19 protein-coding genes are annotated in these 21,961 nt (G+C 69.1%); 12 read left to right on the top strand and 7 right to left on the bottom strand.

What is annotated here, in order from left to right:
- Positions 1-40: 40 nt before the first annotated feature.
- A complete protein-coding gene (locus EV644_RS36020) occupies positions 41-721 on the bottom strand; it encodes a maleylpyruvate isomerase family mycothiol-dependent enzyme (RefSeq protein ID WP_158293023.1) in 681 nt (226 codons plus the stop codon).
- A gap of 80 nt (positions 722-801) precedes the next feature.
- Here EV644_RS36020 and EV644_RS36015 point away from each other — a divergent pair, with 80 nt between their 5' ends.
- Together EV644_RS36015 and pgm are read left to right on the top strand one after the other, a co-directional pair.
- On the top strand, positions 802-2,328 hold the full coding sequence (locus EV644_RS36015) for a fused MFS/spermidine synthase (protein ID WP_241999255.1): 1,527 nt from the start codon (positions 802-804) through the stop codon (positions 2,326-2,328).
- A 53-nt stretch (positions 2,329-2,381) separates the two neighbouring features.
- The gene (gene pgm / locus EV644_RS36010) at positions 2,382-4,007 is read left to right on the top strand and encodes a phosphoglucomutase (alpha-D-glucose-1,6-bisphosphate-dependent) (RefSeq protein WP_132194738.1); all 1,626 of its coding nucleotides are present in this window, start codon (positions 2,382-2,384) and stop codon (positions 4,005-4,007) included.
- Here pgm and EV644_RS36005 read toward each other — a convergent pair.
- The gene (locus EV644_RS36005; protein ID WP_132194809.1) at positions 4,004-4,387 is read right to left on the bottom strand and encodes a DUF3037 domain-containing protein; all 384 of its coding nucleotides are present in this window, start codon (positions 4,385-4,387) and stop codon (positions 4,004-4,006) included. The two genes, pgm and EV644_RS36005, sit on opposite strands and share 4 nt — an antisense overlap.
- A gap of 5 nt (positions 4,388-4,392) precedes the next feature.
- Positions 4,393-5,130, bottom strand: a complete 738-nt coding sequence (locus tag EV644_RS36000; protein WP_132194736.1) for a HipA family kinase — start codon at positions 5,128-5,130, stop codon at positions 4,393-4,395.
- A gap of 116 nt (positions 5,131-5,246) precedes the next feature.
- Here EV644_RS36000 and EV644_RS35995 point away from each other — a divergent pair, with 116 nt between their 5' ends.
- A complete protein-coding gene (locus EV644_RS35995; protein WP_241999253.1) occupies positions 5,247-6,302 on the top strand; it encodes a carboxylate-amine ligase in 1,056 nt (351 codons plus the stop codon).
- Between the two features lie 210 nt (positions 6,303-6,512).
- On the opposite strand, the gene EV644_RS35990 is transcribed toward EV644_RS35995, so the two are convergent.
- The 3 genes from EV644_RS35990 to EV644_RS35980 form a co-directional block, all read right to left on the bottom strand.
- Positions 6,513-8,300, bottom strand: coding sequence for a glycerophosphodiester phosphodiesterase family protein (locus EV644_RS35990; protein WP_132194734.1), 1,788 nt, complete (start codon positions 8,298-8,300; stop codon positions 6,513-6,515).
- 155 nt (positions 8,301-8,455) lie between these two features.
- Positions 8,456-11,236, bottom strand: coding sequence for an ABC transporter permease (locus tag EV644_RS35985; protein ID WP_132194732.1), 2,781 nt, complete (start codon positions 11,234-11,236; stop codon positions 8,456-8,458).
- Positions 11,233-11,970 (bottom strand): ABC transporter ATP-binding protein, encoded by a 738-nt coding sequence (locus EV644_RS35980; RefSeq protein WP_370451517.1) that lies wholly within the window; start codon positions 11,968-11,970, stop codon positions 11,233-11,235. The genes EV644_RS35985 and EV644_RS35980 overlap by 4 nt, the downstream gene beginning before the upstream one ends.
- A gap of 792 nt (positions 11,971-12,762) precedes the next feature.
- Here EV644_RS35980 and EV644_RS35975 point away from each other — a divergent pair.
- Positions 12,763-13,005 (top strand): hypothetical protein, encoded by a 243-nt coding sequence (locus tag EV644_RS35975; protein ID WP_132194728.1) that lies wholly within the window; start codon positions 12,763-12,765, stop codon positions 13,003-13,005.
- A 300-nt stretch (positions 13,006-13,305) separates the two neighbouring features.
- On the opposite strand, the gene EV644_RS35970 is transcribed toward EV644_RS35975, so the two are convergent.
- Positions 13,306-13,911, bottom strand: coding sequence for a hypothetical protein (locus EV644_RS35970; RefSeq protein WP_132194726.1), 606 nt, complete (start codon positions 13,909-13,911; stop codon positions 13,306-13,308).
- A gap of 111 nt (positions 13,912-14,022) precedes the next feature.
- On the opposite strand from EV644_RS35970, the gene EV644_RS35965 reads away from it, so the two are divergent.
- The 8 genes from EV644_RS35965 to EV644_RS35930 all read left to right on the top strand — a co-directional run bounded on the left by EV644_RS35965 (position 14,023) and on the right by EV644_RS35930 (position 21,960).
- Entirely contained in the window at positions 14,023-14,418 is a 396-nt protein-coding gene (locus tag EV644_RS35965; protein WP_241999251.1) for a hypothetical protein, read from the top strand.
- Between the two features lie 144 nt (positions 14,419-14,562).
- Positions 14,563-15,678, top strand: a complete 1,116-nt coding sequence (locus EV644_RS35960) for a GNAT family N-acetyltransferase (protein ID WP_241999250.1) — start codon at positions 14,563-14,565, stop codon at positions 15,676-15,678.
- Positions 15,602-16,600 (top strand): potassium channel family protein, encoded by a 999-nt coding sequence (locus EV644_RS35955; RefSeq protein ID WP_241999249.1) that lies wholly within the window; start codon positions 15,602-15,604, stop codon positions 16,598-16,600. The genes EV644_RS35960 and EV644_RS35955 overlap by 77 nt, the downstream gene beginning before the upstream one ends.
- 158 nt (positions 16,601-16,758) lie before the next feature.
- Positions 16,759-17,748 carry a LacI family DNA-binding transcriptional regulator gene (locus EV644_RS35950; RefSeq protein WP_132194722.1) on the top strand — a complete coding sequence of 330 codons (990 nt, stop codon included), beginning with the start codon at positions 16,759-16,761 and terminating at the stop codon, positions 17,746-17,748.
- Positions 17,745-18,677 (top strand): carbohydrate ABC transporter permease, encoded by a 933-nt coding sequence (locus tag EV644_RS35945; RefSeq protein ID WP_132194720.1) that lies wholly within the window; start codon positions 17,745-17,747, stop codon positions 18,675-18,677. Before EV644_RS35950 ends, EV644_RS35945 begins: the two co-directional genes overlap by 4 nt.
- Entirely contained in the window at positions 18,674-19,507 is an 834-nt protein-coding gene (locus tag EV644_RS35940; RefSeq protein ID WP_132194718.1) for a carbohydrate ABC transporter permease, read from the top strand. Before EV644_RS35945 ends, EV644_RS35940 begins: the two co-directional genes overlap by 4 nt.
- Positions 19,508-19,531: 24 nt before the next feature.
- Positions 19,532-20,812, top strand: coding sequence for an ABC transporter substrate-binding protein (locus EV644_RS35935; RefSeq protein WP_132194716.1), 1,281 nt, complete (start codon positions 19,532-19,534; stop codon positions 20,810-20,812).
- Entirely contained in the window at positions 20,812-21,960 is a 1,149-nt protein-coding gene (locus EV644_RS35930) for an ADP-ribosylglycohydrolase family protein (protein WP_132194714.1), read from the top strand. Before EV644_RS35935 ends, EV644_RS35930 begins: the two co-directional genes overlap by 1 nt.
- Position 21,961 lies beyond the last annotated feature (1 nt).

Genomic DNA, 21,961 nt, shown 5'->3' with positions numbered 1-21,961 from the left:
GAGCCTCCGACCTTCGAAACCGCCTTGTCCACAAGGCAATTCAGTCGTGTTGATGATCAGGGCGCTGTGGAAGACGGGACACGGCGGCCGACCAGGAACGCGCGTCGGCCGGCCACTGCCACGACTCGATCTGGCTGGGACTCCGGCGGCCGAAGATGGCGCGGAAGAGCTCGTAGGTCTCCGTGTGGACCTCGGCGCTCGGCTCGCCCGAACCGAGTTGGTAGGTCCCGTCGGGTGTGATGATCGACAGTGTCCCGGGCGCCTCGTCCGACGGCCGGGGATCCGGCAGCATCCAGTCGAGAGCAGCCAGCCAGATCTCCCGCGGCGGCCGCCCGGTGCCGATCGCGCCGCGCAGATCAGCCTCGTGGGTGCCTGCGTCCACATACGGATGGCACACCAGCGGGTGGGTCGTGCTGCCGCTCCGGATCAGCTTCTCCAGCGTCGGTCCGGTCTCCGCCCACTCTTCCAGGATCGCGTCGACGGGCAGATCCTGACGAGCGTTCACCTGTACTGCGGTCCAGGGCGGCCGGGGTGCACCGTCCAGGTTGCCCGTCACGAAGTCACCAGCGACACCTGCCAGGTGCGAGATCAGGTTGTGCACGGTCCAGTCGGGGCACGCGGGCACCCGGGTGGTCAGCTGGTCGGCGGTCAACGCCTGCGCCGCCTTGGTCACCCGCGCCCGCGTCGCGGCGTACAGATCGGCACTCTCGGTCGCGTCCATGGCAGCACCTCCTCTGCATCTCATTGAAACCCTGACGAACGGCTGACGCGAGATTCGACAGGCGTCGATAGGGTGGCGCGGTGAGCGAGACGGCAGAGACGCCCGCCCAGCACCCGAGCGGGGAACAAATCAGCGGTGGCAAAACGGTCGGCGACAAAGTGGCCATCGCCCTTGCGTTCGGCAGTTCGGCCGCGGTGCTGGTCCTCGAGTTGGTCTCCCTGCGGCTGGTCGCGCCGTACCTCGGGCTGACCCTCGAGACGAACACCGCGGTGATCGGTGTCGCCCTGGCCGCGATCGCCACCGGCGCCATGATGGGCGGCAAGTTCGCGGACGCTGTGCCGCCGACCAGGACGCTGGGCCCGCTCATCATGTTCGGCGGCGCTCTGGTGCTCCTGATCCTCCCGGTCGTCCGCTGGACCGGCGAGGCGGTCCGCGGCTCAGCCGGCGACGCCGTGTTCCTCGCCGTCGCGATCGCCCTGTTCCTGCCGGCATCGCTGCTCGCCGCGGTGACTCCGATGGTGACCAAGCTCCGGCTGTCCACGCTCACGCAGACCGGAACGGTGGTCGGACGGCTGTCCGCCTACGCCACGGTCGGCGCGATCGTCGGCACCGTGCTCACCGGGTTCGTCTTCGTCGCGAAGGTCCCGACCAGCACGATCGTGCTGTGCCTCGGCGGCGTCCTGGTGGTCGGGGGCGCCGCGCTGACGATCTACTTCCGTGGGCTGAAGGCAGCCGCCCGCCCGCTCGTGCTCGCCCTGATCGGCACCGGCCTGACGGTCGTCGCGCCGAGGCCGTGCGACATCGAGACGGCATACCACTGCGCCCGGGTGGTGGCGGACCCGAACCGGGAAGGTGGCCGGACGCTGTACCTGGACCAGCTCCGGCACTCGTACGTCGACCTGAACGACCCCGAGCACCTCGAGTTCGAGTACACCAAGGACTTCGGCGCCGCGATCGACGGCAGTTGGCCGGGCGCGCAGCCGTTGACCGCGCTGCACATCGGTGGTGGCGGCCTGACCATGCCGCACTACCTGACGGCCACCCGCCCGGGCACCGAGAACAAGGTGTACGAGATCGACTCGGGGGTGATCGAGATCGACAAGGCGGAACTGGGCGCCGAGCCAGGCCCGGGCCTCGACCTGCAGGTCCGCGACGGGCGGCTCGGCGTACGGTCGGAGCCGGCTGACAGCCGGGACCTGGTCGTGATGGACGCGTTCGGGGGAGTGGCGGTGCCGTGGCATCTGACCACCCGCGAGGTGGTGGCCGACGTCCGCCGGGTGCTCAAGCCGGACGGCCTCTATCTGGTCAACGTCATCGACTACCCGCCGCAGGCCTTCGCCAAGGCCGAGACTCGGACCCTCGAGGCGGAGTTCCCGCATGTCGCCGTGATCTCCAGGCCGAACGCGCTGAGCGGCGCCGAGGGCGGCAACTTCGTCCTGCTCGCGTCGGACCAGCCGATCGACGCCGCGGCGATCCGGCAGCGGCTGGCCGGCCGGTCCACCTTGCTCTCCGACGCCCCCGCGGTGCAGAGCTTCATCGGTGCAGGACCGGTCCTCACCGATGACTACGCACCGGTAGATCAGCTGCTCACTCCCTACCCGAGCTGAGACGCACCACCGCAGGAGTTGTGGAAGCCGCCGAAGGCTTGTTGCATGTCCACATGCACCCACGCGCAGGTCAGCCCGCACAGCCCGAGGATCTCGTCGACGTCGACGCGCTGCTCGCGGCCTACGACGGGATCACGCCGGACGTCGAGAACCCCGCCCAGAAGGTCGTCTTCGGTACGTCGGGCCACCGCGGCTCGAGTCTCGACGGCGCTTTCAACGAGGCACACATCCTGGCCATCACCCAGGCGATCTGCGAGTACCGTGCGGGAGAAGGTACTACGGGTCCGCTGCTGGTGGGCAGGGACAGCCATGGCCTCTCGGAGCCCGCGTGGCGCACCGTGCTGGAGGTGCTCGCCGGGAACGACGTACAGACCCTGGTGGACAGCGCTGACCGGCTGACCCCGACCCCTGGGGTGTCGCACGCGATCCTGCGGCTCAACCGCGGCGCGGGCGCCGGCGCCGACGGCATCGTCATCACGCCGAGCCACAACCCTCCGCGCGACGGCGGCATCAAGTACAACCCGCCCCACGGTGGCCCCGCCGACTCCGACGCGACCGGCTGGATCGCCTCGCGGGCGAACGAGCTGATCGCCGGCGGCAACCGCGAAGTACGGCGGAAGTCGTTCGAGGCGGCCCGGGCACAGGCGGGGGAGTACGACTTCCTCGGCCACTACGTCGACGACCTGCCCGCGGTGCTCAACCTGGACGCGATCCGCAGTGCGGGCGTCCGGATCGGCGCGGACCCGCTGGGCGGCGCGAGCGTGGACTACTGGGCCGCGATCGCCGAGCGGCACCGCCTCGACCTGACCGTGGTGAACCCGCGGCTCGATCCGACCTGGTCGTTCATGACGCTGGACCACGACGGCAAGATCCGGATGGACTGCTCCTCGCCGTACGCGATGGCCTCGCTGGTCGCGCAGAAGGACCGCTTCGACCTGGCCACGGGTAACGACGCCGACGCGGACCGGCACGGCATCGTCACGCCCGACGCCGGGCTGATGAACCCGAACCACTACCTGGCCGCGGCGATCTCCTACCTGTTCGCCAACCGGCAGTGGGGTCCGCAGGTCGCGGTCGGCAAGACGCTGGTGTCGTCGTCGCTGATCGACCAGGTGGTCGCGGACCTCGGCCGCCGGCTGTGGGAGGTGCCGGTCGGCTTCAAGTGGTTCGTGCCCGGCCTGATCGACGGCTCGGTCGGGTTCGGTGGCGAGGAGTCGGCGGGCGCGAGCTTCCTCCGGTTCGACGGCACGGTCTGGACCACCGACAAGGACGGCATCCTGCTCGCGCTGCTGGCCAGCGAGATCACCGCGGTGACCGGTGAGACCCCGTCGCAGGCGCACGCGAAGCTGGTGGAGAGGTTCGGCGCCTCGGCGTACTCGCGGGTGGACGCGCCGGCGAGCCGCGAGGAGAAGGCGAAGCTGGCCGCGCTCTCGGCCGACGCGGTCACCGCGACCGAGCTGGCCGGCGAGCCGATCCTGGATCGGATGACCAGTGCTCCGGGCAACGGAGCGCCGATCGGCGGGCTGAAGGTCACCACGGAGTCAGCCTGGTTCGCCGCGCGGCCGTCCGGCACCGAGGACCTCTACAAGATCTACGGCGAGTCCTTCAAGGGCAAGGACCACCTGGACCAGGTCTTCGCCCAGGCCCGCGAGGTGGTGTCAGGAGCCCTCGAGGGCTAGCGGACGAAGGCTTCGACGAGGCGGTCGAGGTCTGCGGTGGGGTCGTTCGTCAGGCCGCTGTGGATGGGGCTGGGATGGACGACCGTACTGCGGGGCGCCGCGAGCCAGCGGAAGCGTTCGCCGATCCGGGTGGCTGCCGCCGGGCCGCCGTCCGGGTCACCCGCGCAGATCGCGCGGATGTGCTCCAGCGAAGCGCACACGACGTCCACGTCCACCGCTGGATCGAGGGCCTTCAACCGGTTCGGCTCGACGTCCCAGGCGGCGCCGAGGAAGTCCAGCGAGCGGCAGTAGAGCACGGCGCCGACGTTCACGAACTCGCCGCGCTCGATCCGCGGCGCAGCCCGGAGGATCACATAGTCGAAGGGCACCAGATTCACCATGTTGTTCACCGGCCACCACCCGGCAGCCAGGCGGTCCGATCGGCGAGCCGGGCGCAGAGGTGGCCGAGGTACCTTTCCCGGTCGCCCTCGACGATCCACTCGTCAGGCACCAGGGCGAGCACCTCGGTGAGGAGCTCCGGCGTGATCGCCGCCGCCAGTTCCGCATCGATCCCCGGCACCTGCGGGGCGACGTCGGCGAACACGTGGTCGGCCGCGGCGTACGCGAGGGCGGTGAACTTCTCCGCGGACATCCAGGAGTGGTGGAAGTACAACGCGGCTCCGTGGTCGATCAGCCAGAGGTCCTTGTGCCAGACCAGCAGGTTCGTGTTGCGCCAGGAGCGGTCCACGTTGGCGACGTACGCGTCCAGCCAGAGGATCTTGGCCCGGGTGGCGTCGTCCGGTTTGCCGCTGGAGCCGTCGTACCCGAACGCGCCGGGCAGGAAGTCGACGGCCAGGTTCAGCCCGGCGCTGCGGATCAGCAGTTCCTGGATCTCGTAGTCCGGCTCCGACTTGCCGATCGCCGGGTCGAGCTCCATCAGCTTCAGCTCGGGCACCCGCAGGCCGAGCCGGCGGAAGAGCTCGCCGACGATGATCTCGGCGACCAGCGCCTTCGGGCCCTGGCCGGCGCCGTGGAACTTGAGCACGTAGGTGCCGAGATCGTTGCCTTCGACAACGCCCGGCAGCGATCCACCCTCGCGCAGCGGCAGCACGTACCGGGTGGCGGTGACGATCGGCAGACTCACGCCGCAGAGCCTAGGCCATGGCCGCCGGCCACCCGCTCGCGGACCGCACGCCAGGCGCGCTGTTTCCGCCCTGAGCGGGCTGGGTACCTCGGAGTGCACCGAACCGAGGAGACACGTTGACCCATCCGTCCATGGGCGTCGAGGAGGAACTGCTGCTGGTGTCCGCCAGTGGTCGACCCCTGCCGCGCAGCAAGGCCGTCGCCGCCGAGGCCGAGGGCATCGACGTGGAGCTCGAACTGACCCAGGCACAGGTGGAGATCAACCTCCCCGTCTGTGACACGCCCGCCGAGCTCCGCGATCACCTGCAGCGCCTCCGCTCGCAGTTGGCCCGGGCCGCCGCCGAGGAGGGCGCGAAGCTCCTGGCGATCGCCGTACCGCCTGGTGGTGAGGCTGTGCAGTTGATCACCAACAAGCCGCGCTACCTGGAGATGGAGGCGCGCTACGGGCAGCTGGCTCGCGAGCAGAGCGTGTGTGGATGTCACGTGCACGTCGACGTGCCGGACAAGGAAGCCGCCATCCGGGTCAGTAACCACCTACGGCCCTGGATGCCGACGTTGCTGGCGTTGACGGCCAACTCGGCGATCTACCTGGGCGCTGACACCGGCTTCAGCAGTTGGCGCTCGATCATGTTTTCTCGCTGGCCTTGCTCCGGGCCACCGCCGTACTTCGAGTCGGCTGAGCACTACGACGCGCCGGTGGCGATGCAGGTCGAGTCGGGCAGCATCATGGACGAGCGGATGGTCTATTGGGACATCCGGCCGTCCACTCATCTGCCGACGGTCGAGGTGCGCATCAGCGACGTCCCGCTGACCATCGACGAGACAGTGCTGCTCGCGACGCTGATCCGCGCCCTGGTGACGACCGCGCTCGCCGATGGTGGCCTGGGCCCGAAGCTGGAGCCAGAGGTACTGCGGGCCGCGTACTGGCTGTCCGCGCGTGACGGGCTGTCCAACGACGGGCTGGACGTGCTCCGGGCCCAGACACTCCCGATGCCGAAGCTGCTCGACCTCCTGCGGCAGCACGTGACTCCGGCGCTCGAGGAGCTCAACGAGCTCGACCTGGTGGACGAGAGCCTCCAGCGGCTGCTCAGAGAAGGCAACGGCGCCGCCAAGCAGCGCAAGGCCTTCCGTGAGGGCGAGGACATCGTCGCCCTCACGGAAATCAAGCCCTGACCAGGCGCCGGCGGCCAGACCCCGCGCCATGACACCCACGCCAGCCCCGCACTCGGCGGTCAGAGGCGAAGCCTCACTGGTGCTCTGGGGGGTTCGCTGTCTCCTCGGGGGGTTCGCCCACTGTTCTGACAGTGGGCGAACCCTCTCAGCGCGGGCGGAGCACACTGTGCGGCTGCGGCGGGCGAGGTTTCGCGCGCTCCGGGGGGTCCGCTAGCGCAGGAAGTCCTCGAGACCGTGCAGGTCGTCGGTGTTGAGGTGGTCGACACCAGCCACGACCAGCTCGGACCAGACGGCTTCACGAGCTGCTCCAGGCGTGTCCGGCGTCTCCCAGAACCGCACCCGGTAGCCCGCGTGGTGCGCCGTCGTCACGATGTCCCGCAGCTTGGCCCGCTCGTCCGCCGGGAACGCCCCGACGCCACGCCAGGTGAAGTTGTTGGACCAGTTGTCACTCACGAGCGGCATCAGCGACGCCGGGAGCTTGGAGTTCAGGTCGGACAACCTGCCGTCGTACCCCGCGTACCGGACCTTCTGCGCCTTCAGTACGTCGAGCGGGCGGTTGCCGCTGATCACCGAGGTGACCGCGCCCGTGTAGGTACGACCGTTGACGTAGACCGTGCTGATGCCGCGGTACTTCTGCAGAGCCTGGTCGATCGCCGCATAGGTGCTCGGGCCGTCGCTCTTGATGTCGATCAGCAGCTGGAAGTCGGCGCCGTGCCGGTAGACCTGCCCGTGGTTCTGCTTCACCTGTTTCACGAGCGGCTGCAAGTACAGGCTCTCCAGGGTGCGGCCGGGTACCGCGTCCTCCTGGTCGTGGGCGACGCGGAGCTCGCCGTCCATCAGCCAGACGTCGGCCTCGACACTGTTGAAGCCGCGGTCGAGGGCATCCTGCAGCGGCCGCCGGTGCTCGTAGTCGTTGTGCGCGTGAGCCGCCGGCAGCGCCCGGATCGCAGGTTGGTCGTACGCCGTGGGCAGCCGGAAGCCCTCGTCCTGGGCAACCGTCCGGACTCGGTCCGGGTAGTCCGAGATGATGCCGTCGACACCCTTGTCGATCAGCGACCGCATCGTGGCCGGGTCGTCCACGGTCCACGGCACGACCTTCATGTCGGCCTTGTGGGCCGAGCGCACCATGTCCGTGGTCACGTACGGCCGGTACGCCGGGTCGGTGACCTTGCCGTCCTGGGGGAACCCGTGCACCGGGGAGATCGCGTCGGCGCCGAACGACTTGGTCGCCTTGACCAGGTCACCGCCGAAGTCGTCGATGTCGATCCCACCGAGCCAGGGGGACTTGCCCGGCTGGCCGGTCTGCAGGAAGTCGTAGTTCGTCAACGCCACGATCGGAAGCTCGGGGGCCACCTGACGCATCCGCATCAGCGCGCCCCAGTCGAAGCTCTGGATCGTCACCTGGCGGCTGATCTTCGCCTTGCGGATCTCGCGCGCGACCACCTGGACGAACTGCTCGCGCGGCGCGGTCTCGGTCGGCGCGCCGGCCTCGACCTTGGTCTCGATGTTCAGCTTGACCTTGTCCGCGCGGAACCGGTGGACCAGGTCGAACACGTCCCGCAGTTCCGGCATCCGGGCGCCCGGGTCCGGGGTCTGGCCGGGGAAGCCGGCCTGCGGCAGCGACCCGCAGTCGAGCTGCTTGACCTGCTTGAGGCTCAGCGTGTTGATGAACTTGCCGACGTACGGGTACTCCGGGTCGCCGGGCGTGTAGGGAGCGGTGTCCTTGCACTTGGCGCCGGTGACCTTGCGGTCATGGGTGACGACCGCGTGGCCGTCCTCGGTGATCTGGACGTCCAGCTCGAGCGTGCTGACGCCGACCTCCAGACCACGGGAGAACGAGGCGACGGTGGACTCGACGGTGAGGCCGAGGCCGCCGCGGTGGGCCTGGATGTCGAACTCGCGGCCACGGCCGGCGCCGGCAGGCACCGCGACCACACTCTGGAACAGCAGACCGGCGGCCAGGGCAAACGGGAGCAGCGCGCGGGGGAGGCGGCGCATGAGGGGTTCCCTTCTTCGGGGCACGGGGCGGACGGGCCGATGGTCCACCGCTCAGATGGACCGTGGCCCTCGCGAAGGTAGCCGAAAAAGGGCGGAATGGTGAGCCTGGAGTCGCCAGGTGATGACTAACGGTGCCGGAACCCGCCGACAGACCGCTATTCGTACTGCAGCGCCTCCAGCGGATTGAGGCGGGCGGCCCGGCGCGCGGGCCAGATCGCGGCGAACAGGCCGACCACCACCGACACGACGGCGAAGATGACCAGTTGCCCGGTCGGTACGGCGAAACTGACCTCGTCCAGGCGGGCGGCCAGCAGCAGGGCCAGGCCGAGTCCGAGCAGAATCCCGATCACCGCGCCGATCAGTGCGGTGATCACGCTCTCGTGCCGGATCATCCGTTTCACCTGCCGCCGGGTGAGGCCGATCGCACGCAGCATGCCGAGTTCCCGGGTCCGCTCGAAGACGGTCAGCACCAGCGTGTTCACGATGCCGAACAGGCTGACCAGCACCGACAGCGCGAGCAGCACGTAGAGCACGTTCAGCAGGCTCCGGATGCCGTCCGACTGGGCGTCCTTGAACTGTTCGCGGGTCTGCGCCTTCGCGTTCGGGAACGAGCTCAGCGCGGAGTTGAGCGCCGCCGTGTTCGCGGCGGTGACGCCGCCCTGCATCCTCAGGAAGGTATAGAGGTTCTGCGGCTGCGGGTTGGTGGCGTCGAAGGTCGTCGTCGAGATCGTCACGTTGCCGAACGGCGAACCACCCGCCGGTGGCTTGAAGATGCCGCGCACCGTCAAGGGCAGGGTGGCGCCGGTGACGGTGGTCATCGAGAGCTTCGAGCCGACCTGCAGGTTGTGCTTGGTCGCGTACGGCTCGTCCAGGATGGCGCCGTCCCGACCCAGTTCGCCGAGGGTGGCCTGCGATCCGCCCTGCCAGTCGAACCTCAGTACTCCGGGAGCCTGGGTGTCCACCGCAGTGACATTGATCGTCTCGCCGAAAGCCTGTCCTTGGCCGCCTCGCACACTGGAGACCGCCTCGACGCCAGGCACAGCCGCGACGGCTGCGGCCACCGTCGGAGGCAGCGGGCTGAAGTTGTTCTGCGCGGCGATCGCATAGTCGCCGCTGAAGATCTTGTCGACGGCGTCCTCGAACGGCCGGATGATCCCGGCCCCGAGCGTCGCCACCAAGGTCACGAGCGCCAGCCCGATCATCAGGGCCGCCGCGGTCGACGCCGTCCGCTGCGGATCGCGACGGCTGTTCTGTCCGCCGATCTGTACCGCCGGCCGATCCGACAGTACGCCGGGGAAGTCCGCCGGCCACTCCGGCTGCCAGGAGGTCACCGCGCGACGGAGGGCCATCAGGGCCACGATCACGAGCAGGATCGGGTTGAGTACTGCGCCGAGCACGAATCCACCGGCTCGGCTCGCGCCTGACCCGGGTCCCCAGAATCCACGGCGCAGCAACCAGTACGGCAAGGAGAACAGCGGCCACGCCAGCGCTGACAGGACGACAACGGACCAGCGGGCGATCGGGTCCGATGCAGCGGCCAACGGCTTCACCAGCCGGGCAGCGAACAGCGCGATGCCGATGAAGATCAGCAGGACGCCGACCGCCAGCAGGGACAACAGCGCGGTGGTGCTGAGCCCGTCGACGAACAAGCCGGCGATCACCAGGGCGACGCCGCCGACAGCGAGCAGGGCGGCACCCAGAGGCCGGAACCGGTGGAACCGGCCGGGCGGCAGCTTGGCGCCCTCCCGTACGGCGGCGATCGGCGGCACCCGGGTGGCTCGCCAAGCGGGCCGCAGGCTGGCCAGCAAGGTGACCAGGATGCCGACGGCCAGCGCGACCAGGACGGTTCGGGTGCGGAACACGAGTCCGTTGTTGGGCAGCGTCAACCCTGCCGCGTCGAAGATCTTGAACAGGCCGGTGGCGATGCCCAGGCCGAGGAACAACCCGACCGCGGCCGACACCACGCCCGTGACGAGTGCCTCGAGCACCACGGAGCCGAGGATCTGACGGCGGGAGGCGCCGAGCGTCCGCAGGGTGGCGAACTCGCGAGTCCGCTGGGCGATGGTGATCGACAGGGAGTTCGCGATCACGAACGACCCGACGAACAGCGCGATGCCGCCGAACACCAGCAGGAAGGTCCGGAAGAAGTCGAGGAAGCCGGCGGTTCCGGCCGAGTCCTCGGCCGCCTGGTCGTCCGCGGTTCGCACCTGGGTGCCTTCCGGCAGGATCTTCTGTACTGCGTCGACCAGCTGCTGCGGGGAGATGCCGTCCTTGCCGGTGAGCAGGATCTGGTCCAGCTTGCCGGGCTTGTCGAACAGCCGCTGCGCGGTCGGCAGCTCGAAACCGGCCAGGGTGGCGCCACCGATCGAGGAGACGGCGCCGAACTCGACCAGTCCGGAGATCCGCATCCGCTGGACCGCGCCGCGAGCCTGGACGCCGATCGTGTCGCCGGCCGCGAAGCCCTTCTCCTTGGCGGTCTTGGTGTCGATCACGACCTCGTCCGGAGCGGGCCAGTCGCCGCTCACCAGGGCGAGGGAGTTGAACTCCGGTCGGTCCGGGTTGACGCTGAAGCCGAGGTTCGGCGCGCCACCGAAGACGATCGCCTTGCCGTCGCGGCCGATCAGCTGCGCCTCGCCCGCGACCGCGCCGTCGGCGAGATCGACCTCAGGCAGCGCGGCGACCTTCGGCAGCAGGCTCTGGTCGAACGATGGCGCCACGCCGGCGCTGTCGTCGCTCAGCTCGAACGCGGGTTTCCCGGTGATCGCCGCGTCGGTGTTCTTGTAGTTCTCCGAGAAGATCGAGTCGAAGGCGCTCGAGATCGAGTCGGTCAGCACGTAGGTGCCGGAGACCAGGGCGACTCCGAGGACGACGCCGACCGCGGTGAGCGCAGTACGGAGCTTGCGGCCGAGCAGCCCGCGGAGTGCGAACCGGATCATTGCAGGTCCAGCGTGTCGATGATCTGCAGGATCTCGTGCTGGCTGGCCTGACCGGTCTCCTTGACGATCTCGCCGTCGGCGAGGAAGAGCACCCGGTCGGCCATCGTGGCGGCGCGAGCGTCGTGGGTGACCATCACCGTGGTCTGGCCGTAGTCGTCGACCGAGGCGCGCATCAGGTTGAGGATCTCGCCGCTGGTCCTCGAGTCGAGGTTGCCGGTCGGCTCGTCGGCGAAGATCACCGTCGGCCGGGACACCAGCGCCCGCGCGATCGCGACCCGCTGCTGCTGGCCGCCGGACAGCTCGGCCGGCCGGTGGGTGAGCCGGTCCCGGAGCCCGACGCGGTCGATCAACTCGTCGAAGAAGGCCGGGTCCGGCTTCTCCCCGGCGATCGTCATCGGCAGCAGCACGTTGTCGCGCGCGGTCAGCATCGGCAGCAGGTTGAAGAACTGGAAGATGAAGCCGATGTGCTTGCGCCGCAGTCTGGTCAGGTCGTTGTCGCCGAGCGTGGTGATCTCGGTGCCGTCGATCCGCACCGAGCCCGAGGTCGGCTTGTCCAGGCCGGCCAGGATGTGCATCAGCGTCGACTTGCCCGATCCCGACGGCCCCATCACCGCCGTCAGCTGTCCGGGCGCGATGTCGACGCTGACCCCGCGCAGGGCGCGGACCGCCGTGTCTCCCTCGCCATAGACCCGTACGACGTCGTCCGCGAGAACGACGGACGTCTGTCCGTTCAATTGCCCCTCCATGCCGATCGTCCCTCCCCGGCTGTTCAGCGGCCGCCCCAGCAGGCCTCATCCCTTTTGCCTTTGGTCGAGTCTGCTCGCGTTCGGTGGATCCCGATAGAGGGTTTTCCCGGGCTCGACCCTGGTTGCCCGCCCTCAGGTCCCAGACCGCAGGCTGCTCAGAGCCAGCCGCGGCGGGCGGCTTGGAAGCCGAGTTGAAGGCGGGCTCGGCGGCCACCGGGTCCATCGAGGCCCGGACGCGCCGCTGGACCGTGCGCATCGACAGGCCCAACTGGTTCGCCACGGCCTGGTCGGTGAGCCTGGCCAGCAGCAACCCGAGGATGCGGGCATCAAGCGGCACCAGCGCGATCCGGCGGTCCACCCTGTCCGTCGTCGATCCGTCCGTCGACCTCGACTACAGCCTGTACGGCGCGATCAGCGCGCGGGTGGTTGCCACCAGCAACGACGGCCGGACGGTCGTCCCCGCTCGGGTTCTACCTCGAACCGCAGCACGTGGATGTCACCGTCAGGATGATCGACCGCAACGGCAAGCCCGCCTCGTCGATCACCACACTGGACGTGTTCGACCTCGACAGCATCGCCGCGCAGCGGGTTCGACGGCGCCGACCGCACGCTGCACCTGCGGGCGGGCACCTACTCCCTGGCGGCGGTCGTCGCCACGCCCGGCGCTGACGAGCTGGTCGAGTCGTACTCGTTCCTCGGCGATCCCGAGATGACCCTGAGTACACCGACGTGTGGCGGCCGTGGAGCCTCAACCTGATCCCGACCGGCAGCCGTGGTTCGGTGGCGGCGCCAACGCGGGGGGAGTGGTACCAGCCCGGCAAGATCACCTCGGCCCGCGCCTGGGCGTCGTACGACGACGGCGGGACCTGGCTCGACGTACCGGTGAAGAACACGGGGACGAAGGTCACCGCGAGCGTGGACAACACCCTGGCGACCGATTTCGTCACGCTGAAGGTCGAGCTGACCGACGCGAACGGGAAGTCGGGCACCCAGACCCTGAAGCGTTTCTACGGAATTCGCTAGACATCTCAGAGCCGGGCCGGGCATCCCAGGGGCGCTGGGATGTCCGGCTCACGGATGAGCCCGCGCGACGATGGCGACGGGAGAGGATTTGTGGTGCCGGACCGGGAAGCGCCTCACGGCGCGTGGCCGCTCGAAGCGGCTAATTTTGGGACCCGGGGCTACCGCGGCCCGACACCTCCAACAGTGTAACGGGTGCCCAAACCCCTTGTCCTGTTGAGATGTCACGCATCGGACGCCGATAACACCTTGTTCGTCAGGTTGCAAGTACCCCGGCGGTGAACAACCTGACAGCGCGGCGAACTACCAGAGTTGGCCGGCGCGTTCGGTCCGCGCGGCCACCTGCAACTGGTCTGCCATCTCGACCAGCCGGGACGCGGAACGGACCTGGTCGTGCCCGTCGTCGGCCAGGTGCGCCCGGCCGGTCGCGACGATCCGCGCGAATGCCGCGGCCCGGTCCAGCGTGGTGGCGAAATCACCCGTCGCGACGCCTCGCAGTACGGCGTCGACCATGTCCTTGACCTCGGTCGGCCCGGGTGGGTCGGCGACGCCCGCCACCACCGCGTGGACCTCCGCGTACTTGCGGCCGGTGTCGTACTCGCGGGAGACGTCCTCAGCCGAGGTGTGCACCCAGGAGCGCAGCAGGTAGAGCCGCCAGAGCGTGCCGGGCAGCGAGTCGGCGGGAGCGTCCGACCACAGGTCGGCCAACTCGTCCAGACCGTAGTCGTCGGCCAGTTTGACCACTCGCGCGATCACGTCGGCGTCATCGCTCGACCGGGCGCCGCGAACGAGCAGTTCGGCCGTCCGGTGCGCGACCTCGGCGACCGCCGCCGGGTCATGGGCGCCAGGCAGCGACTCGAACAGCTTGGCACCCGGCAGGATCGGCCGGCGCGGCGTAGGTGCGGTCACTCGCCCAATGGTGCCCGACCCGCTCCAAGACCGCATTCCGACCCGGCACTGCGACCGCTCGGTAGGCAGAGGACACCGCAAAGCGACCTCCTGGTCAGTACAGTCGGAGGCATGGCATCAGCCGGTCGGAGTCGCTTGGTCAAGAACGTCGTCAAGTATGGCGTCCGGTACGGGCCGATGGCGTTCGAGGCGGTCAAGCACGGGCGGGAACCGGCCCAGCAGGCGCTCCAGGCCGCGCTGGCGAAGCGGTCGGCGCGGAAGAGGGCGCTCGAGCACGCTCTCACCGTCCGCGATGGTTCGCTGCTCAAGGTGATCAAGGAAGGCCAGGCGATCTTCTTCGTCTTCAGCGGCGACGCGATCGTCACCACCTACCCGCCGGTTCCGCAGTCCAGCTACCCCGAGCTGCTCCGGCACGCCGACCTCGACCGCCGCGAGGACGCGGTCGCGCTGACCGCCCAGAAGCCCAGGGTCAGCCCCCGACTGCCCCACCTCAAGCGCCGCGGCTGACTGTGGCGAGCGCCTCTCACGGGCCCTGGATCACACCAGGGTTACCTCGGCGTAACACGCAGGACCCGGTTAGGCAACACCTCCCACGCACCCTGGAACGAACCGCCTGCAACCGGGCGGTGCCACGAGGGAGGGGCCTCACTCATGCTCTGGAAGATCAGGACCGAACTCGCCGACCGTCCCGGCGCCTTGGCCGAACTCGCCGCACGCTGTGGTGCGGATGACATCAATATTCTGAGTCTGGAAGTCTTCACCGCCGAATCCGGCGCGATCGACGAACTCGTCATCTCCACCGGGGTCGGCTGGACCGCGGAGGACCTGACCGCGCTGGTCGCCGAGGCCGGCTGCTCCAACACGACGGTCCGGCCGTGCCAGGCCGACGTGCTCAGCGACGCACCGACCCGCTACCTGCGGGCCGTACTGCGGCTCATCGACGACCCGGTCTCGGTCGACGAGGAACTCGAGACCCTGCAGGGCTTCGAGGAGTACACGCCCGCCGAGTGGGCCCGGGCCGACGTACTGGTCGAGATCGCGGGACGCCTGGCCGAGCGCTACCAGGGGTCTGTCACGGAGGGCCCACGCCCCGGCAGCGGAGTTCCGGAGTTGCGCAGGGCCACTGTCGAGGATGCGTCGGCTGTGGTGGACATGCACGAGCGGTGCTCGTACGAGAGCCGCACACGCCGGTACCACGTGCCGATGCCGAAGCTGACCGCCCGTACTGCGAGGCACCTGTCCGCCCCCGCGGGTGGCGTCTCCATCGTGGCGACCGTCGGCGACGCCGTGATCGGGATGGCGACCGCGGCTCCCTGGGAGGAGCTCAGCGGTACGGCGATGGAGGTGGCCGTTCTGGTCGAGGACGGCTGGCAGCGGCAGGGCCTCGGCTCGCAACTGCTGCGCCGGGTGATCCAGGAGTCGCGGTACCTGGGTGCCGACCGGGTGGTCTGCATGGTGCAGCCCGAGAACGACGGGATGCTCCGCACCGTCGAGGGGCTGCGGATGCGGACCCGGGTGGTGCAGGACAGCGGTCACCTGATGGTGACGGTCGCCCTGTCCGACCAGAGCCTGTCGCATGCGGTGGATCGGCCGTCAGTGCCCTATCGTCAGACGCGTGCCATCCCTGCCCTCCGGTCGCAATCCGCACGGTCTACTGGTCAACCTTCCCGCGAGCACACGTTCGCCGGTGATGGAGCTGTTCCGGCGCTTTCTGATCGCGCTGGCGCTGCTGACCCTGATGGTGCTCATCGTGGTGGTCGACCGTGACGGTTACAAGGACACCTACGACGGCAGCGTAAGCCTGATCGACAGCATCTACTACGCGACCGTCACCCTGACCACGACCGGGTACGGCGACATCACTCCGGTGACGCCGACGGCCCGGCTGGTGAACGCCTTCCTCGTCACGCCGCTGCGGATCGCCTTCCTGGTGGTACTGGTCGGCACGACCCTGGAAGTCCTGGCGAACGAAGGTCGTCGCATCATGCGCGACTCGCGATGGAGGAAGCGCATGAAGGACCATGTCGTGGTGGTCGGGTACGGCACCAAGGGCCGCTCGGCCGTGCAGACGCTGCTGAGCAACGGGGTGAAGCGCGAGACCATCGTGGTGATCGATCCCCGCGCGCAGGCGGTCGGGGACGCGGGCAACGACCAGATGGCCGCCTTCCACGGCGACGCGACCAACCGGACCGTACTGCGGCGCGCCGAGGTGATGACCGCTCGCGAGGTGATCGTGACGACGGATCGCGACGACTCCGCGGTGCTCGTCACCCTGGCGGTCCGCCAGCTCAACCCGAACGCGCACATCGTCGTCGCGGTCCGCGAGGAGGACAACGTCCCGCTGCTGCGGCAGAGCGGCGCGGACGCGGTGGTCACCTCCTCCGAGGCGGTCGGCCGGCTGCTCGGCCTGTCCGCGGTCAGCCCGAACCTCGGCGAGGTGATGGAGGACCTGCTCACCTACGGCGAGGGCCTCGAGGTCGCCGAGCGCCCGGTGCTCGGCCGCGAGGTCGGCAAGGCGCCCTCCTCGGTCCCGGACCGGGTCGTCTCGGTCGTCCGCGACGGCAAGGTCCACCGGTACTACGACTCCTCCGTCTCGGTGCTCGCCGCGGGCGACAAGCTCATCGTCGTCCGCCCGGCCAAGGAAACCCCCTGGGCCGAGCGCCCGGGCGCCGACGAACAGGACGAGTAACCTCCTCCGAATACCTCAACCGCCCATCAGCTGTCCGGCTGGTGGGCGGTTGCCGTGGGTGTGGACCACGGGACGGGTGGTCCGGTGTTGACGGGGTTTGGGTGGGGGTTCTAGAGTCTGCGCTGTAAACGATTACAAGAACGATTACAGGAGACTGCGTGAGCCGGCCGACGATCGCGGAAGTGGCCCGGGCCGCCGGGGTTTCGGTGGCCTCGGTGTCGCGGGTCCTCAACGGCCTGCCCGCGACCGAGGAGATGGTCGTGCGGGTGCAACGCGCGGTCCAGGAGCTCGGCTACGTGCCGGACTCGCGGGCGAGATCGCTCAAGGTGGGCCGCACCTTCCAGCTGACGCTGGCCGTCGCCGACGTCGGTAACCCGGTCTACGTGACGATGATGCGCGCGGTCGAGGAGGTCGTCTCCGCCGCCGGTTATCGCCTCGTCGTGACGACCACCGGCTCCGACGTGGTCGACGAGGTCGCCCTGGTCCGCGGTATGGCGCGCGGTTACGCCGACGGCCTGGTGATCAGTCCGCTGCGGGTGGACGACGACCTGATCAAGTCGATCCGCGAGTGCGACGTGCCGGTGGTCGTCGCCGGTAACGTGCCCGCCTCGGCAGGGGTCGACACCGTCCGCGCGAACTCGCCGAAAGGAATGGCCTTGGCCGTGGAACACCTGCTGGCCAAGGGCCGCGACCGGATCGCCTTCGTGAACGGCCCGGTGGACACTGTCCCGGGTGCCGCTCGGGCCAAGGGGTTCGCCGACGCTGTGAAGCAGTACAAGCTCGAGGCCGCCGGTACCATCGAGGCCGACGACTTCACCTTTGCCGCCGGGCGTGCCGCCGGCCGGGAGTTCTTCGAGACGAACCGCCCGAACGCGGTGATCTGTGCGAACGATCTGCTCGCCGTCGGGGTGATGCATGAGCTCGCCGCGTACGGCCTCGCGGTACCGGCGGACGTCGCGGTGATCGGGATGGACGACAGCGAGCTGGCCGAGCAGTCCTTCCCGCCGCTGACCAGCGTCAACCTGGGATCGGCCGAACGAGGCCGCCGGGCCGCTGAGTTGCTGTTGGCAAGGATCGACGACGACACCCGGAAGCCGAAGCGGATCGTCGTCCAGCCGACCCTGAGCGTTCGGAGGTCGACGCCATGAGCACTGCCACTCTGACCAGCGCTCCCGAGCAGGCCGGCGAGGCGAAGCCGCCCGGACGGCCGAAGCAGAACCGGGAAGCGATCTTCCTGTTCCTGCCCGCGCTGTTGCCGGTCCTGCTGCTCAGCGTCTACCCGCTGCTGCGCGGCATCGCGCTCGGCTTCACCGACGCGCGGGCCGGGCTGAACGTCGACACCAACTTCATCGGCTTCGACAACTTCGCCAAGTTGCTGCACAACGAGCTGTTCTGGGACTCGTTCCGGATCGGCCTGATCTGGACCCTGTCGGTGACCATCCTGCAGTTCGTCGCGGCACTCGGCCTGGCCCTGCTGCTGAACACGAACCTGAAGTTCCGCGGCGTGGCCCGGACGCTGGCGCTGATCCCCTGGGCGATGCCGCCCGTGGTGGTCGCGATCATGTGGCGACTGCTGCTGCACCCGACCAACGGCCCGGTCAACGAGATCCTGCAGAGCCTGCACCTGACCGATCACCCGATCAACTTCCTCGGCGACTTCAGTACCGCGCTGCCGGCGGTGATCGTGGTCGGTGTCTGGGTCGGCATGCCGATGACGACCGTGACGCTGCTGGCCGGACTCCAGGGCATCGACCGCTCCCTGTACGAGGCGGCCGCGGTCGACGGCGCGGGGGCGTGGCACCAGTTCTGGTCCATCACGCTGCCGCAGCTGCGGACCGTCATCATCGCGATCACCAGCCTCGACATGATCTGGAACTTCAACTCGTTCGGGCTGGTCTACGTGCTCACCGCGGGTGGCCCGGGCGGCAAGACGATGCTGCCGATGCTCTTCGCCTACAACGAGGCGTTCCGGTACGGGAACTTCGGCATGGCGGCGGCGATGGGCGACGTGATGGTCGTGATCATCATCGTCTTCCTCGCCTTCTACCTGCGCAGCCGGTTGAGGAGTGAGGCATGAGAACCAGGCCGACCACCCGGGCACTGCAGTACCTCGCCGTGCTCTGCTATCTGGTGTTCCTGGCGTTCCCGCTGCTGTGGCTGATCTCCAGCTCGCTGAAGTCGCCGCAGGAGTTCGCCAGCATCACGCCGTCGTTCCTGCCCAAGCACCCGGACCTGTCGAACTTCAGCGACGCGCTGGAGGAGCAGGGCCTGGTCCGGTCGATGCTGAACTCGCTGCAGATCTCGGTCGCCACCACCGTGCTGGTGCTGGTCGTCTCGCTGCCGGTCGCGTACGCGCTGGCGCGGTTCCGCAGCAGGCTGCGCCCGGTCACGAACGGCTGGATCCTGGTCAGCCAGGTGTTCCCGGTGATCCTGATCGTGATCCCGCTGTTCCTGATCCTGCGGCCGCTGCACCTGACCAACACGATCCCCGGGGTGGTGATCGTCTACATGGTCTGGTCGCTGCCGTTCGCGCTGTGGATGCTGCAGGGCTACGTCGCCGCCGTACCGCGGGAGCTGGAGGAGGCGGCGTCGGTGGACGGCGCGAGCCGGGTCCGCACGATCGTGTCGATCGTGATGCCGCTGCTGCGGCCGGGCCTGATCGCGACCGCGATGTTCACCTTCATCTCGGCGTGGAACGAGTTCTTCTTCGCCCTGGTCCTGCTGCAGGACCCGCAACTGAAGACGCTGCCGTTGGTGCTCGCCCGCTTCGTCGGGGCCGAGGGCCAGGTCCAGTTCGGACCACTCGCGGCCGCGTCCGTCCTGGCCACCGTGCCGAGCCTGGTGTTCTTCGCCTTCCTGCAGCGCCGGCTGACTTCCGGTCTGCTGAGTGGCGCTGTCAAGGGCTGAGTCCCTTCCCCCCGAGGAGAAAACATGAAGAAAGTAGTGACCGCCCTGATGGCGGCGGGCGCACTGGTGGCGCTCGCGGCCTGTGGTGGAGGCAGTGACGACAGCTCCGGTGACAGCGGGTCCACGGAGAAGGTGACGCTGAAGTTCCAGAGCCTCGCCTTCCAGAAGACCACCGTCGCGGCGACCAAGAAGATCGTCGCGGACTGGAACGCGGCGAACCCGAACATCCAGGTCGAGTATGTGCAGGGCAGCTGGGACTCGGTGCACGACCAGCTCGTCACCCAGTTCAAGGGTGGTACCGCGCCGGACGTGATCCAGGACGAGTCCGCCGACATCACCGGCTTCGCGAACCAGGGGTACCTCGCGGACCTCTCGCAGTACCTGAGCCAGGAGACGAAGGACGCCGTACCACAGGGTGTCTGGGACACGGTGTCCAGCGACGGCAAGGTGTTCGCCGCGCCGACCCTGCTGCAGTCGTACGTCGTGTTCGGCAACTCCGCGCTGCTCAAGCAGGCGGGTGTCTCGACCGCGGGTGACTCGCTCAGCTGGGACCAGCTGCAGGCGGATGCCAAGAAGCTCACCGCCGGTGGCAGGTACGGGCTCGGCTGGGGCCTGAAGAGCCCGACCGCGACCGTGCTGAACCTTGGGATGAACTTCGACGCGACCTTCTTCGAGGGCACCGGCCGGGACGCCGAGGTGAAGATCGGAGACCCCGAGCTCGAGGTGCCGAAGCGGATCGACGCGATGGCCTACACGGACAAGTCGATCGACCCGACCTCGCTGACCCAGAGCGGCTCGGACGTGCTGCCGGGCTTCTACGGCGGCAAGTACGCGATGATCGTCGGTGGCAACTACGCCGCCCAGCAGATCGTCGAGCAGGCCCCGAAGGGCTTCCAGTGGGAGGTGCTGCCGCCGCTGAAGGGCAGCTCGGAGAAGCAGGCCGCGAACCCGCAGACGCTGTCGGTGCCGGCCGAGGGCAAGCACATCAAGCAGTCCGCGCAGTTCATCGACTTCTTCATGAAGGCCGAGAACCTGGCCGCCGTCGGTCAGGGTGACTGGCTGATCCCGACCACCCAGGCCGCCCGGGACGCGATCCAGCAGGCGACCGGTGGCAAGAACGGCTGGACCCAGACGCTGGCCAGCGGGGCCGAGCTGACCAAGGCGCCGTTCCAGAGTGTGGAGAACTACCCGAGGTGGAAGGATCAGATCGCCACTCCGGCGCTGCAGCAGTTCCTGGCGAACAAGATCGATCTGGCGACGCTCGGCAAGAAGCTCAGCGACGGTTGGGGCCAGGTCAACAGCTGATGCCCGAGGAGACCAGCACAGTGCTCGAAGACAAGTCGGTAGGGGCTCTCGTCGGCTCGGCGGTCGGCGACGCGATCGGTGGCGCCGTCGAGGGCTGGACCCCCGAGGCGATCCGCGAGCGGCACGGTGGCTGGGTGACCGGCATCGTCGGCCCCTGGTACGACGACTGGCGCAACGCCCGGCCGATCGCGCCGTACCACAAGGGTGACGGGCACATCACCGACGACACGTTGATGACGCACGCGCTGGTCGAGGTGTACGACGAACGCCGCGCGCACCTGGACGCGTACGCGATCGCGGAGTCGCTGGTCCCGAAGATGCTGTCGGGCCGCCGGTGGGTCCCCGAGCTCGAGGCCGACGCGTTGCTGCTGCAGCGGGTGTTCCTGGCCGAGAAGTGGCTCGTCGCGCGGTTGCACTACGGGCACATCGACCCGCGCGAGGCGGGCGTCGGCAACATCGTGAACTGTGGCGCGGCGATGTACGTGGCGCCGGTCGGGATCGCCAATGCCGGTGATCCCGCCGGGGCCTACGCCGAGGCGATCGACCTGGCCGGCGCCCACCAGTCGAGCTATGGACGGGAGGCCGCCGGGGTGTTCGCCGCGGCGGTCGCGGCCGCGATGGTGCCCGGGGCAACAGCCTCGTCCGCCGTCGAGCAGGCACTGGCACTGGCCAAGGACGGCACCCGGTCCGCGGTGGAGGCGATCGTCGACGCCGCCGACGGGGTGACGGACTGGGAGGAGGCGATTCCCGTGCTGCGCAAGGCGGTCGAGCCGTTCGACTCGGTCGGGCCCGACTACCGGGACCAGTCGCTGGACGCCCGGCGGCCGAGCCGTACCAAGGCGATCGAGGAACTGCCGGTCGCGCTCGGATTCGTGCTCGTGTCGGGTGGCGACGTGCGCCAGGCTGTCCTGGGCGGCACGAACTACGGTCGCGACGCCGACTCGATCGCGTCGATGGCGGGCGCGATCACCGGCGCGTTGAGCGGCCGGGCCGGCGTACCGGCGGACTGGGCGACGACCGTCGCCGAGGCGAGCAAGACCGACCTGGAGCAGCCCGGACGGGTGATGGCCTCGGTCGCGAAGGATCTGCACCAGGCCGACGCCGAGCGGTGGGCCCGGCGTACGGCCGCGCTGGACGCCCTGGCCTGAT

The organism is Kribbella orskensis, from assembly GCF_004342085.1.
In the GTDB taxonomy this organism is placed as follows: domain Bacteria; phylum Actinomycetota; class Actinomycetes; order Propionibacteriales; family Kribbellaceae; genus Kribbella; species Kribbella orskensis.
This window is presented reverse-complemented; position numbering and strand designations above follow the sequence as displayed.